This window comes from Sorangium sp. So ce1335 (assembly GCF_051521615.1).
Classification (GTDB): Bacteria; Myxococcota_A; Polyangia; order Polyangiales; family Polyangiaceae; genus Sorangium.
In genome coordinates this window covers 2,077,767-2,091,032 of sequence record NZ_CP150363.1, presented here as the reverse complement: position 1 = coordinate 2,091,032, position 13,266 = coordinate 2,077,767, and the positions used below count along the sequence as shown (strand labels likewise).

10 protein-coding genes are annotated in these 13,266 nt (G+C 69.9%); 8 read left to right on the top strand and 2 right to left on the bottom strand.

Annotated features, from left to right (window positions below; all coding sequences use genetic code 11):
• Nucleotides 1–18 precede the first annotated feature (18 nt).
• The 6 genes from WMF24_RS07715 (at nucleotide 19) to WMF24_RS07690 (ending at nucleotide 6,977) form a co-directional block, all read left to right on the top strand.
• The gene (locus WMF24_RS07715) at nucleotides 19–3,216 is read left to right on the top strand and encodes a DUF2169 family type VI secretion system accessory protein (protein WP_437735718.1); all 3,198 of its coding nucleotides are present in this window, start codon (nucleotides 19–21) and stop codon (nucleotides 3,214–3,216) included.
• A complete protein-coding gene (locus tag WMF24_RS07710; RefSeq protein ID WP_437735717.1) occupies nucleotides 3,209–4,300 on the top strand; it encodes a pentapeptide repeat-containing protein in 1,092 nt (363 codons plus the stop codon). The genes WMF24_RS07715 and WMF24_RS07710 overlap by 8 nt, the downstream gene beginning before the upstream one ends.
• Nucleotides 4,301–4,317: 17 nt before the next feature.
• Nucleotides 4,318–4,968 (top strand): DUF3540 domain-containing protein, encoded by a 651-nt coding sequence (locus WMF24_RS07705; protein WP_437735716.1) that lies wholly within the window; start codon nucleotides 4,318–4,320, stop codon nucleotides 4,966–4,968.
• Nucleotides 4,969–4,974: 6 nt separating this feature from the next.
• Nucleotides 4,975–5,349, top strand: coding sequence for a DUF4150 domain-containing protein (locus tag WMF24_RS07700; RefSeq protein WP_437735715.1), 375 nt, complete (start codon nucleotides 4,975–4,977; stop codon nucleotides 5,347–5,349).
• A gap of 80 nt (nucleotides 5,350–5,429) precedes the next feature.
• Nucleotides 5,430–5,900 (top strand): hypothetical protein, encoded by a 471-nt coding sequence (locus WMF24_RS07695; protein WP_437735714.1) that lies wholly within the window; start codon nucleotides 5,430–5,432, stop codon nucleotides 5,898–5,900.
• Between the two features lie 411 nt (nucleotides 5,901–6,311).
• Nucleotides 6,312–6,977 carry a hypothetical protein gene (locus tag WMF24_RS07690; RefSeq protein WP_437735713.1) on the top strand — a complete coding sequence of 222 codons (666 nt, stop codon included), beginning with the start codon at nucleotides 6,312–6,314 and terminating at the stop codon, nucleotides 6,975–6,977.
• A gap of 120 nt (nucleotides 6,978–7,097) precedes the next feature.
• On the opposite strand, the gene WMF24_RS07685 is transcribed toward WMF24_RS07690, so the two are convergent.
• Nucleotides 7,098–8,033: an AraC family transcriptional regulator gene (locus WMF24_RS07685; protein WP_437735712.1), complete on the bottom strand. Its 936-nt coding sequence runs from the start codon at nucleotides 8,031–8,033 to the stop codon at nucleotides 7,098–7,100.
• A 127-nt stretch (nucleotides 8,034–8,160) separates the two neighbouring features.
• On the opposite strand from WMF24_RS07685, the gene WMF24_RS07680 reads away from it, so the two are divergent.
• The gene (locus WMF24_RS07680) at nucleotides 8,161–9,102 is read left to right on the top strand and encodes a zinc-binding dehydrogenase (RefSeq protein ID WP_437735711.1); all 942 of its coding nucleotides are present in this window, start codon (nucleotides 8,161–8,163) and stop codon (nucleotides 9,100–9,102) included.
• Between the two features lie 106 nt (nucleotides 9,103–9,208).
• Here WMF24_RS07680 and WMF24_RS07675 read toward each other — a convergent pair whose 3' ends face one another.
• On the bottom strand, nucleotides 9,209–12,043 hold the full coding sequence (locus WMF24_RS07675) for a hypothetical protein (protein ID WP_437735710.1): 2,835 nt from the start codon (nucleotides 12,041–12,043) through the stop codon (nucleotides 9,209–9,211).
• Nucleotides 12,044–12,267: 224 nt separating this feature from the next.
• Between WMF24_RS07675 and WMF24_RS07670 the strand changes: the two genes are divergently transcribed.
• A complete protein-coding gene (locus tag WMF24_RS07670) occupies nucleotides 12,268–13,257 on the top strand; it encodes a PEGA domain-containing protein (RefSeq protein ID WP_437735709.1) in 990 nt (329 codons plus the stop codon).
• Nucleotides 13,258–13,266 lie beyond the last annotated feature (9 nt).

The following is a 13,266-nucleotide window of genomic DNA, read 5'->3' as shown; positions in this document are numbered from 1 at the left end:
CCACCTGAAGGCCGTCGAATGAAAATCGTCAAACCCATGCGCCTCGGGGTGGTGCCGAGGGTCTTCATGGCCCAGCGCACCCCGCACCTCCTCGTCACCGCCTTCGTCGGCTTCTCCTGTGAGAGGCCGGCCAGGCTGCTCTACGAGCCGACGGTCTGGAAGCTGGCCACGGAGGAGCTCGGCAGCGAGGGCCTCCTCGACGAGCTCAACCCCAAGACGCGGGGCGAGCTCCTCGTCACGGGCCGCTGCTACCCGCCGGGGCGCGTCGCTCGCCCCGCGAGCTCGGTCCGCGTCCAGCTCGGGCCGATCGACAAGAGCCTCTATGTGATCGGCGACAGGACGTGGGGGCTGCTCGGCATGTCGGACCCGGCGCCGTTCACCGAGATGCCCGTCACGTGGCGCAACGCCTTCGGCGGAGAGGGCTTCGCCAAGAACCCGCTGGGCAAGGGCCACGGCGACAGGGGCGCGGCGCTCCCCAACATCGAGTCGCCAAGGCACCTGATCCGCGGCCGCGGCGACCGCCCGGCGCCCGCCGGCCTCGACGGGTACGACATCACCTGGCCGCAGAGGTTCTCGAAGATCGGCACCTGCGACGCAGCGTGGCGCGACGAGTGCTTCCCTGGCTTTGCGCGGGACATGGACCCGACGCTGTTCAACATGGCCCCGGACGATCAGCAGATCGACGGGTTCTTCCGGGGCGACGAGACCTTCGTCGTCGAGAACATGCACCCCGACAGGCCCCGGATCGAGGGCGCCCTCCCCGGGGTCGCGGGCCGGTGCTTCGTCTGCCTGAAGACCCGCGACGGGGTGGAGATCCGCGAGCCCGCCATGAAGCTCGACACGGTGCGCCTGTTCCCGCACCGCGAGCGTGGGGTCGTCTTCTTCCGCGGCGGCGTCGAGATCGCCGAGGACGACGCGAAGGACGTCGTTGCCGTGCTCGTCGCCTGCGAGGCCATGGGCGCTCCCAGGCCCGCGGCGTATTATCATGAGTACCTGACCCCGCGGCTCGGCCCCCGGAATCCCGATCTGCCGGATGACGAGGACGACGTGCTCATGCCGGAGCCCGAGGATCCGGAGGCGCCGCCGCTGCCCGATGACAACCTCTCCGGGTTCGCATCAAAGCTGAGGCGGCAGGGGTTCCTGGGGGGTACCCCGGGTCGAGCCGCCCAGCGCGCGGCCGTGGTCGCGGCCGGCGCTGGCGTTGGCGCCGCCGGCGCGCACGACGCCGGAGCCGACGAGGACGCCGGCGTCGACCTGACGGAGGCCGAGCTCGCCGAGATGGGGATCGACCCCGAGCACCTCGCCGCCGCGGCCGACGAGGACGGGGCAGAGCGAGCGATCGGCATCCCCGAGGGCGCGGAGGACGACGAGGAGGGCCTCGCGTGGTCCGAGGCGGAGGCGGGGGTGGACCATCCGGGGGGGGACCACGACGAGGCGGACCCGGAGCCGACCGCGTCGTCGGCGGCGGCGATGACCCCGGACGCGGCCGACGACGCCGAGGACGCCGAGGCGCTTCGCCAGGAGAAAGAGCTCACGGAATGGGCCGAGAAGCGGCTGCGGGAGCAGGGCCTCGATCCCGATGCCTATCTGTCCCGGCAAGGCCCCACCGAGGCCCAGGAGCCCCTCGCTGAATCCGAGGAGGCGCTGGTCAGCCTGGTCGAGAGCAAGCTCGCCCGCCGAGCGTCGCAGAGTGACGGGGTGGACGTCGGTGCGTTGCTCGAGGAATCGCGCCGGAGCGCCGCCGCCCAGCCGAGCGAGGTCCCGGTGTCGCAGGTGCGCGAGCGCTTGCGGCAGACGATGGAGAGCGACGGTGTCGCGCAGGACAAGGCAGAAGAGCTCCTGTCGGCGCTGGACTGGCAAACGCTCGAGGACGAGGCCCGGGCCGCCGCCCGGGAGGCCGACCTCCACGACGACACCCCCGACGTCGCCGACGAAGAGCCTCAAGCGCCAGCCGGAGACCCCTTTGCAGAGGACGAGGCCCTGGGCGACGACCTCGTGGACAACGAGGCCCTGGGTCGCGACCTCGCGGACGACGGGGCCCTGGGAGATGCCTTTGCAGAGGACGAGGCCCTGGGAGGTGCCTTTGCAGAGGACGAGTCCCCTGACTTTGCGGAAGATCTGGACGAGAAGGCCTCGTTCCGCGCCGCGTGGGACGAAGAGGGGCCGCGTCTCGCGCACCTCTTCCCCGCCTCGGCGCGCCTCGACGGCGAGGAGGCGCTGCGACTTCGCCGCGAGGTCGAGGCCGGCCACAAGGACGGGCGGAGCTTTGCGGGGTGCGATCTCTCGGGCGCCGACCTCTCCCATCTCGACCTCGAGGGAGTCGACCTCGAGGGCGCCATCCTCGAGTCGGCCTCTCTCACCGGGAGCAACCTGCGAAAGGCGAATCTCACAGGAGCCATCCTGGCGCACGCGAACCTGGAGGGCGCGGACCTCTCCGAGGCCAGGCTCGATGGGGCCAACCTCGGCTCGGCGTGCCTGCGGGACGTGAAGGCCCTCGGCGTCGCTGTCGGAGAGGCCGTGCTCGTCAAGGCCGACCTCTGGGGAGCGGACCTGTCCCGCGCCAACCTCTCGGGCGCCGACCTCTCCGAGGCCAATCTCCGCGACACAAACCTGGAGGGCGTCGTCGCGGAGAAGGCGACGTTCCAGAAGGTGGATCTCACGGGAGCGCGCTTCCTGGGCGCGCGGCTCTCGGGGTCCACGTTCAACGAGGTGAACGTGACCGAGGTCGACTTCACCGGCGTCGACCTGAGCTCCGCCACCTTCATCGCCGCCGAGGGCGACGGCGCCGTCTTCCGGAACGCCGTGGCCAGGGACCTCGCGAGCGTGAAGGGCTCGTCCTTCGCGGGCGCAGACTTCTGCGGCGCGACGCTCGCCGGCGCGAACTTCATGGGCACGCGCCTCCGCGGCAGCGACCTCTCGGACGCCGACCTGCGCGGCGCGCTGCTGAGCGAGGCCGACCTGGCCGAGGCGACCCTGGACCGCGCGAACCTCGTGGAGGCCATCCTGACCCGAACGAATCTCACCGGGGCGTCGCTCTACGCCGCTGACCTGAGGCAGAGCGTCATGAACCACGCGTGCGTCCGCGGGGCCATCTTCGAGAAGGCCAACCTGTTCGGCGTGTGCGCCGACCGGATGGTCGGGGACAACGACACGAGCTTCGAGGGCGCCAACCTCAAGCGACTTCGGGTGATACCGCCCCAGAGGCAGCATGGATAGGGAAGCGCTGCGCAAGCTGATCGAAGACGGAGAGGTCGTCTCGGAGCTGGACCTGTCGGGCCTCGACCTCTCGGGGCTCGACCTCTCCGGCGGGATCTTCGAGGAGGTCCGCTTCGCCAACGCCAACCTGGCGGGCGTCAAGGTGCGCGAGGCGATCTTTCACCGCTGTGACCTCGCGGGAGCGAACCTGAAGGGTCTGGATTTTCACCTTGGCACCGCCATGGACTGCACCCTCGCGGGCGCTGCGCTCGCCGAGGCCTCGCTGATCGGAGCGAGCCTGTCGGACGTAGACCTCTCGTCGGCCGATCTCACCGGAGCGGACCTCTCGTCGGCCGGCATCGCGCACGCCAGCCTGAAGAACGCCCGGCTCTTCCGCGCCAACCTGGCCGACGCCAGCCTGTTTCAGATCGAGAGCGCAGGCGCGGACTTCTCCCAGGCCAACCTGACCAAGGCTGTCCTGTTCCGTCAGGACCTGTCCCAGGCCATCCTCACGGGCGCCACCCTCCTGGAAGCGACCCTCGTCGAGGTGAAGATGGGGCCCAAGGACTTCCGGCGCATGGACCTCAGCGGGGCGCAGTTCACGAACGCCGACCTGCACGGCTGCGACTTCTCCGGGGCGACGCTGACACAGTGCAGCTTCAAGGGCGCCGATCTGACCGGGGCTCGGCTGGACGGGGCCAGCGCGCACATGGCCGTCTTCGTCGAGGCGACCCTGCTGAACGCGAGCCTCACCCAGGCCGACCTGAGCCAGGCGCTCTTCGTGGATGCGCGCGCGGGCGCCGCGAACTTCTCGGTCGCGCGGCTCGATACCAGCGTCTGGCACCGGGCGAGCTGCCCGGGGACCCGCTTCTGCCGCGCCGACCTGAGCCATGCAGATCTCTCGCACGCCGACGTGTCCTTCGCCGACTTCTCCGAGGCGACGCTGGCGCGCGCGCGGCTTCACCGCGTGACGGACAAGGGCACGATCTGGCCGCTGAGCAAGGCGCTGGCGCACGGCGACGACCAGGAGCTCAGGGAAGCAGAGGACTGGCAGGCGAACGTTCTCGGGAGGCCTGCCGGCGGTCAACGCACCCCTCACGCGTGACGAATCATGAGGAGACGATGCAGAGCGTAGCAAGGACGAGGCGATACGAGCGGGGAGCGTACGGTGACCATGGCGCCGTGCTCCGCGTCGATGGATCCACGTACACAGTCGAGACCGACGACGGCGAGGTCCGCGCGAAGCGCGCCACGAGCTGCCTGCTCGCGCCCGCCGCCGGAGACCTGGTGCTCCTCGCCGCCGTGAACGGCGCGCAGTACATCCTCGCCGTCCTCGAGCGGGAGGAGGGCGCGCCCTCGCACCTCGTGTCCGAAGGGGATCTCCAGATCCGCTTGCAGCGCGGCGCGCTGGGCCTCTCGGCGCCGGACGGCGTGCACGTGGCGTCCGGCAAGGATCTCTCGATGGCCGCGTCGACCTTCCGTGTTCAGGCGAAGGAGGGGCACGTCGCGCTGGGGCTGTTCTCGTTCGTCAGCGAGATGGTCCGCGGGGAGGTGGACCGGGCCAAGCTGATCGGCCGGAGCCTCGACGCTCAGCTCGAGCGGCTGATGCAGCGGGTGAAGCGCTCCTACCGCATCGTGGAGGAGGCGGACCACGTGCGCGCCGAGCGCATCGACTACGCGGCCAAGGGCAGCCTCGCCATGCACGGCGAGAACGCGAAGATCACCGCGTCGCATGTCGTGAAGATCGACGGCGACCAGATCCAGGTAGGGTGACCGGACATGTGCTTTGCCATCACCTCGGGCGGTGGGATCGACTTCGGCGTTCCGGACGTCTGCCTGCCGGGGCCTGTCCCCTACCCCAACACGGCGTCTCGCCCCATGGCGACGTCCGTCGTGTACAAGGTGATCCTGGGGAGGGGCGCCGCCCATACCCTGGCGACCATCGTCCCGATCTCCATGGGCGATAACCCCGGGATCCTTGGCGGCGTTGTGTCCCGTCGCAACATGGGCCCCTCGCGGCGCCTCGTCCCCTACCCCAAGCTGCTGCTCCAGAACAAGCCGGCGGTGCGGCTCGGCGCCACGGGAATCCAGAACCAGATCAACATCAACGGGACGAACATCGTCCCGGGCCAGGTCAAGGTCCTGCTCCTCTGAGGTCCGCGTGCTCCTCTGCGAGAGCGGTCCGCGAGAGCGACGCGACACCAGCGCTGTTCTGTCCGGTGAGGGACACAAGCATGGCCATCAATGAGCACGCCCGCATCCGGCTGGCGATCATCCAGAGGAAATACGGCAAGCGCCTGGCCCAGGCGACGAGCGGCGCTGACGTGCCCGACCGGCGCGCGCGTTTCAACGCGGATTTCCGGCGGATCCTGGCCGACATCATCGTGCCCACGTGCGAGGCCATCGGCGACGAGCTCGCCGCGTCGGGCCATTCCTACCGGCTCGAGCACGACGTGGGCGAACAGACGCCGAGCCTCGAGTTTCACATCCTGCTCCGGGGCGTGCCGGCGGACGCAAACAACCTGATCCGCCTCTTCTCCAGAGCGGACGCCGAGGGCGACGGAGAGGTGATCGCGGAGGTCAACGTGCACCGGACCTTGACCGAGCTCACGCGGTTCCGGGTGCTCTCTCGGATCACCCAGGAGGTGGCGGAGCAGATGTGCGTGGACGCCATCGAGCACATCTTCGCCTGCAACGCGCGCTGAGCCAGACGTCTGACCTTCCGCGGTCAGACGTCTGACCTTCCACGGCCAGACGTCTGACCGTGGGGTACTTCGGCCGATGGTGGGGTCTTTTGAACCGCCAAGACGCCATAAGACGCCAAGAAAACCAAAAAATCTTGGCGTCTTATGGCGTCTTGGCGGTTCCATCATTCCGGCAGGGTGGAGAAGCTCCCCCACCACCAGACGTCTGACCCTCCACGGCCAGACGTCTGACCATCCTCGGTCATACGTCTGACCCTCCGCGGCCAACCAGCACGTCCGCGTGACGCTGCCGGCGACGTACGTCACGCGCCCCATCACGCCCGCGCAGATCGATCGCCACCTCGACGCCCGGCGATCGAGGAGACGATCGCCTCGCCGGAGCGAGCCTGAACGGGTAGAGTCGCGGTCGCGATGGGGCGCGTCACCTGGAGCGAAGGCAACGTGATCGACGTCGAGACCCGCAGGGGGCTCTTCGTCCTCGCGCAGATGTGCAGGTCTCCCTACCTCCTCTTCTTCCGTCACTTCCGCCGGGATCGCGACTGGCAGGGGACACGGCTCGCTCCGGCGGACGTCCTCTTCTGCACGGCCGTCACCCGGCAGTTCCTCGGGTCGAGCACGATCGGCCGGGTCAAGCGCGTGGCGCCGCTGAACATCGACCTCCCGACCGTGTGGATCCACCCCGACGCGACGAGCCGGCGCGTGACGGTCTGGGAGGGCACGCCTCACGAGCGCTCATTCATCACGATCGGGCGCGGCGGTGCGCTCGTGCGCAAGGACGTGAACCGTCACGCCGGAGGTCCGTTCGAGCACCCGAGCGGCGTGTTCGACGAGATCCTCGAGCCGTCGATCGCCGACGTCGAGACAATCGAGCGGCACGAGCTCACCTCCATCGCCGTCTTCCCGCTCCTCCAGGAGCGCCTGTTCCTCTGCCATGGCGCGGGGAAGAGCGTCGATCCCGAGAAGCACCTGCTCTTCGATCTCCCCATGCCCCTCGCCTTCGAGCCTTATATCGAGCTCATCGCGGCGTCGACGGAGGAGGAGCGTCGCGTGTTGCAGCGGCGATACGTCGCCGCGTAGCCCTCGCGTGTGTGCGGCCCCGCGTCGAGGGCTGATCAGCGCCCGTGCCACCCGAGCAGGAGCGGCGCCGCGCACGCGCGCGCGGCCCTGGGCGCCGCCGCGCGCGCCTCGGCGGCCAGCTCACCCCGAGCCGCCGGAGGTCTCTTCGAGCGCGGCCCTGGCGTATCGCCTCGGGGAGGTGCCCATGACGCGCTTGAATGCCGTGTTGAACGCGTGCTCGGATTCGTAGCCGAGCGACGCCGCGATTCGCGCCAGCGTGTCACGGCCGTGCATGAGCTTCTCTGCCGCCAGCATCATCCTCCAGCGCGTCAGGTAGGCGATCGGCGTCTCCCCGACCCGCTCGCGAAAGCGCTCGGCGAAGATCGAGCGCGACATACCGGCCCGCGCGGCCAGCTCCTGCAAGGTCCAGGGAAACGCTGGATCCGCGTGTATCGCTCCGAGCGCCGCGCTCAGCTGAGGATCGGCGAGGGCCGCAAACCATCCGACGTCGTCGCGGGAACGCTCGGACAGATACAGGCGAAGCGCTTGCACCAGCATCATGTGCGCGAGCTGCTGGGCCACGAGCGATGAGCCCGGACGGGCCTCCCGCAGCTCCTCCATCATGAGCTCGATGGACCACCTGAGCCTGGCGCGGTCGCCCGACGTCTCGACGCGCATGAGCGGCGGCATCGTCCGGAGCAGCACCTCGGCGTGCCGGCCGTTCACCTCGAAGCGACTGCCGACGAGGAACACGTCGCCGCCGCCGTTGTAGGTGACGACCTCGCCGCTGCGGTTCGGGTCGAGCACCTCGCTCGCCCGCCTCGGCGCGACGCCCAGATCGCTGCCGATGCTCACCGGCCGCCCGCTGGGCAGGACGAAGCAGTCTCCCGGCTGGAGCCGCACCGGCGCGTCGACGCCCTGCATCGCCAGCCAGCAGGTGCCCTTGATGACGGCATAGCACTTGATGCGACCAGCCAGGTCATCGAGCGTGAGCGCCCATGCCCCGCCGGCGTCGAAGCCCGCCGTGATGTAGCTGTGAGGCTTCAGCAGGGAGAGAACCTCGGAAAGCGGGTCCATGGCGCCCCTCGGACGATCGCGAACGAAATGCCGACTTTCGAGCATGGCTCGTCCTTCTCACCCTGTCTATACGAAAGTGACAGGTCTCCGCGAGGGGCCCACGGGACATCTCTCTGGAGGAAACAGCATGAGAGCTGCAGTCGTGAGTTCATTCGGCGTTGCGCCGTCGTTCCAGGACTTTCGTGAGCCGGAGGCCGGCGACGGCGAAGCCGTTGTCGCGATGCGCGCCGCCGCGCTCAGCCCGATCGTGAAGGGCCTGGCCTCGGGCAAGCATTACGCGAGCGGCGCGTCCGCTGGATTCGTGCCGGGGGTCGATGGCGTCGGGATCGACGGAGCCGGGCGCCGCGTCTACTTCCTGTTCCCGAAGGCGCCCTTCGGCTCCATGGCGGAGAGATCCCTCGTCGCCAGCCACATGATGGTTCCGGTCCCCGAGGCTCTTTCCAGCGAGCGCGCGGCGGCCGTCGCCACGGCGGGGCTGGCGTCGTGGATCGCGTGTTCACGGCGGGCCAGGCTCCAGCGGGGTGAAACCGTGCTTGTCCTCGGCGCGACGGGCGCCGCGGGCGGCATGGCGCTCCAGACCGCCCGGTATCTCGGCGCAGGCAAGGTGATCGCTGTCGGTCGCGACGAGGCGAAGCTCGAGCGCCTGGCCGCAGACGTGAAGATCGCCCTGAAGGATCACGCGGACAGCGCGCTGCGCGCGCAGTTCGACGAGGGGGTCGACGTCGTGCTCGATTTCGTCTGGGGCGAGCCCGCCGTCCGCGTCCTGAGGGCCGCGACGAAGGACCGCGGCTCCCGGGCCGGCGAGCCGCGCCTGCGCTACGTGCAGCTCGGCACCGTGGCAGGCGACGAGATCCCTCTCCGCGGCGACATGCTGCGCAGCACGGGCCTGGAGCTGATGGGGAGCGGCATCGGCAGCGTGTCCGTCAAGGAGCTCCTGGCCGGCGCTGGCGAATTGCTCGCTGCTGCTCCTGCCGCCGGATTCGACGCGCCGTTCACCAGCCTGCCGCTGCGCGCCGTGAGCGATGCCTGGAATGGTGATCCAGACGTTCGCTACGTCCTCGTGCCCTGATGTCGCGGGGCGCCGTCGTTGACGTCGATGGCTCGCTCGTCGGTCCAGCCCTGCAGCGGCGCGGCGGCCGGTCCGCCGCCGCGCGGCGCGTCGCGCCTCGAGGTGCTCAGCCCGCGCGCCGCACGGCGACGCCGACGCCGGCGGTGCTCCAGCAGCTGCCCATCGTCCAGGAGATGGTGGTGTTGGAGTTGGCAACGAGATAGCCGGCCAGCGCGACCATGACCGTCGGATCGGTCAGGCGCCGGTTCATGGTGGAGGTCGCCGCGGTGGGGCTGATGGTGGCGCCGGTATTGGCGTTGCGCGCCGCCATCACCGTGTACACGAACGAGCCGGTCGCGCTGAAGTTGGTGCTGACCCCTCGGGTCACCGTGCTGCCGCAGTCCGTCGCGCTGACGTGGGTGCCGGTCGTGGTGGTGCTCGCGAACGGGTTCGACTGGTGCACGCCCTTCAGCTCCACCACGTTGGCGAAGTACACGCCCCAGGTGTTCGAGTTCGCCATCTGCACCATCACGGGCTTGTTGCCCGTGGCGGCCGGAAGCTGGCTGTCCAGGAGATAGTAGATGTGCGCCGCGCCGTTGTTCTCGCCCGTCACCTGCTGCGAGTTGAAGCGCGTCATCGGCGTGCCGTCGTAGGTGACGCTCACCGGCGTGAGCGAGTTCTCGGACGCGACGATCCCGACAAGGACCATGCGATCGTGGTCCCGCGGCGTCTGCAGGGCGTGGCTCACGTTGATGATGGGCGCCGACGCCCCGATGGTGCTCAAGGTCCCGGTCGTGCCCGAGTTGACGACGACGATATCCGGCGTGACGACGCAGTTGCCGTTCGAGCAGATGGCCCTCGTCCCCGAGCACACGTGGCCGCAGTCGCCGCAGTTGCTGGCGGTGCCGAGCTGGGTCGTGCAGCCGCCGCTGGGGTCGCCGCAAGCCTTCCAGCCCGGGTCGCAGGTGGGCACGCAGGTGCCGGCCGTACAGGCGGTGGCGCTCGCGTGCGCCAGGAGGCACCGGGTGTTGCAACCGCCGCAGGCGTTGATGTCGCCGGAGGTGTCCTTCTCGCAGCCGTTCATCGCGTTGCCGTCGCAGTTGCGCCACAGGCCGCTGCACACCGGGTTGCAGCCCGACGAGCTGCACTGATTGCTGGTGACGTGGGCGCTCGACCCGCTCTGGCACACGAGGTTGCAGCCGAGGCAGTTGCTCTCGTCGCTCCACAGGTCGATGTTGCAGCCGTTCTTCGGTACCCCGCAGTCGTCGTACTGCGCGCTCGTGCACACCGGGTTGCAGGCGCCGTCGACGCACTGGTTGCTCGTGGTGTTGACGGTGCTGCACTGGGTGCTGCAGCTGCCGCAGTGCCCCTCGTCGGTCCTGAGGTTGGCCTCGCAGCCGTCTGCCAGCGAGGTGTTGCAGTTGGCGTAATCCGGCTTGCAGCTGACGAAGGCGCAGGCGCCGCTCTGGCAGGCCGCGGTGGCGTTCGCGTAAATCGTGTTGCAGTCGACGCCGCCGGCGGACGCGCAGGCGCCGCAGTGGGTCTGGTTTGTGTTGATGTTCGTCTCGCAGCCGTTGTCCGGATCGCCGTCGCAGTCCCCCCTGCCGCTATTGCAGGTCCTCACCTTGCATTCGCCGCCCTCGCACTTGGGGGTGCCGCCGGCGACGGTGCAGGTCTCGCCGCAGCCGCCGCAGTGGTCGAGGCTCGTCTCCGTGTTCGTCTCGCAGCCGTTGGCGTAGTCGCCGTCGCAGTCGGCGAAGCCCGGCTGGCAGCTGCCGATGGCGCAGCCGGTGGCGGTGCATCTGCCGGTGCCGTTGGCGACCGTGCACAGGCCGCCGCACGTGACGCAGTTCTCCGCATCGGCGGCCAGATTCACCTCGCAGGCGTCGTCGGGGTCGCCATTGCAGTTGCCCCTGCCGGCCGGGCAAACCGTCTCGCCGCACACGCCGTTGCGGCACCAGGGGCTGCCGCCCTCCTTGGGCACGCACTCCATGCCGCACCCGCCGCAGTGGAGCACGTCGCGGGTGGTCAACCTCTCGCAGCCGTCTTCGACGTTATCGTTGCAGTCGGTGTAGCCCTCATCGCACGCGATCTTGCACACCGACGCCTCGCAATACGCGTCGCCGTGCTCGGCCGGGCACAGCGTGTCGCACCCGCCGCAGTGGCTCGCGTCGGTCGATGTGTCCACCTCGCAGCCATTCTCGGGATCGCCGTCGCAGTCGGCGTAAGGCGCTTCGCACGCCCTGACCCTGCAGGCGCCGCCCTGGCACTCTGCCGTCGCGTTCGGCAGCGCGCACTTCAGGCCGCAGTCGCCGCAGTTGTTCACGTCGGTGCGCAGGTTCACCTCGCACTCGCCCTCGGCCTCGCGATCGCAGTTGGCGTAGCCGTCGGAGCAGGTGGGACCGCACACCTCGCCGATGCAATCTTCGCTGAGGCAGTCCCTGCTCGAGCGGCACGCCTTGCCGTCCTCGCAGCCCTCGCAATCGGCGCCGCAGTCCACGTCGCTCTCGGTGCCGTTGGTGACGCCGTCGGTGCAGGTCGCCCCGACGCACAGGCCGTCCTGGCACACGCCGCTCTCGCAGTCGCTGGCCCGGTTGCAGTCCTGGGCTGTCGCGCACTTCTTGTCGCAGCTGCCGCCGCAATCGATGTCCGACTCCGAGCCGTCGCGGGCGCCGTTCATGCAGCCCGCTTCCTGGCAGACGCCGTCGATGCACTCGCCCTCGGCGCAGTCCCGGCTCGCGGCGCAGGCGGAGCCGAGCGGGCACGGCTCGCACGGGCCGCCGCAGTTCAGGCCCGTCTCGCCGTCGGACTGCGTGTCGTCGGTACAGTGCGCCGGCAGGCCGGCCGGCGCGAACTCGAAGTCCGGCACGCTGCACGAAACGGCGGAGATCCCCGCCGTCAGCGCGGCGGCCGCGACGGCGCGGAGCAGGGCGAAGCAACGCAGAAAGCTCGGGGTCGACATCCGGCGACAAAAGTACCATTCCCCGGCGGATTTCGCGGCCCCAAATCGAGGCAGCGCCAGGATCCGCGCGCGGAGCGCTGCCGCCACGCTCGCACCTCCGACGACGTTGCGGCGCGGCGTCGCGCGCGGCGACAGCCGCGCCGCCACGTTGACACGCGCGCCGCGAAGGCCGCGACGCCACGTTGACAGGAGCGGAGGCGGCAAGCCACTATGCTACGCCTCGCATGAGGAACTTCCCACGAATGCTCCGCGTCGCGGCGGTGAGGAATTTTCCACGAATGTTCCTCGTCGCGGCGGTGCTGCTGCTCGGGGCGCCCGCGCTCGCCCAGGACGCCGAAGAGCTCAAGCGAGCTCGTGCGCAGTTCCAGCAGGCGACCGAGCTCGAGCAAGCGGGCAACTGGGCGGCGGCCCTGCAGCAGTTCCGCGAGGTCGGCCAGGTGCGGATGACGCCGCAGGTTCGTTTCCACATCGCCGTGTGCGAGGAGAACCTGGGGCGGCTCGTGGCCGCGCTCGGTGGCTACGAGCTCGCGCTCGCGGAGGCCGACGCCGTGGGGCCCGATTTCCGGGCCGAGGTCGAGCAGTCGATCGGCCGGCTGCGCGCCCGGATCCCGAAGCTCGTCATCGTGCGCGGCAAAGGGGCGGCCTCCGCGGCCATCGCGCTCGACGGCATCGCCCTCGGCGGCACGTCCATCGGCGTCGAGGTGCCGCTCGATCCCGGGCCTCACGCGCTCACCGCCAGGGCGCCCAACCACAAGCCGTTCCAGGAGACGGTGGAGCTGAAGGAGCAGGGGGTCACGCGCGTCGAGGTGACGCTCGAAGCGCTGCCGCAAGAGCTGCTGATCCAGGCGGGCGCCTTGCCGGACAAGCCGCCGTCGAAGGTGGTGCCCTTCGTCATCGGGGGCGTCGGCGCCGCGAGCCTCATCGGCTCCGGGGTGCTGTTCGCGCTCCGCCAGGGAGCGCTCAAGGATCTGGAAGACGCCTGCGGTCCGGGCGGCAAGTCGTGCCCGGCCTCCATGGAGTCGCGCTACGACGACCTCAAGTTCTTCCACTACGGCGCGCAGGTGGCGCTCGGCGTCGGCGTCGCCGCGGTCGGCACGGCGACCGCGATCTTGCTCCTTCAGAAGAAGCCGAAAGAGCCCGCGAAGACCTCGCTCGCGCTCGTGCCCATCGCGGGCGGATCCGAGGTAGGCGCGAGCCTCTCGGGCGCCTTCTGAGGGGGTCGC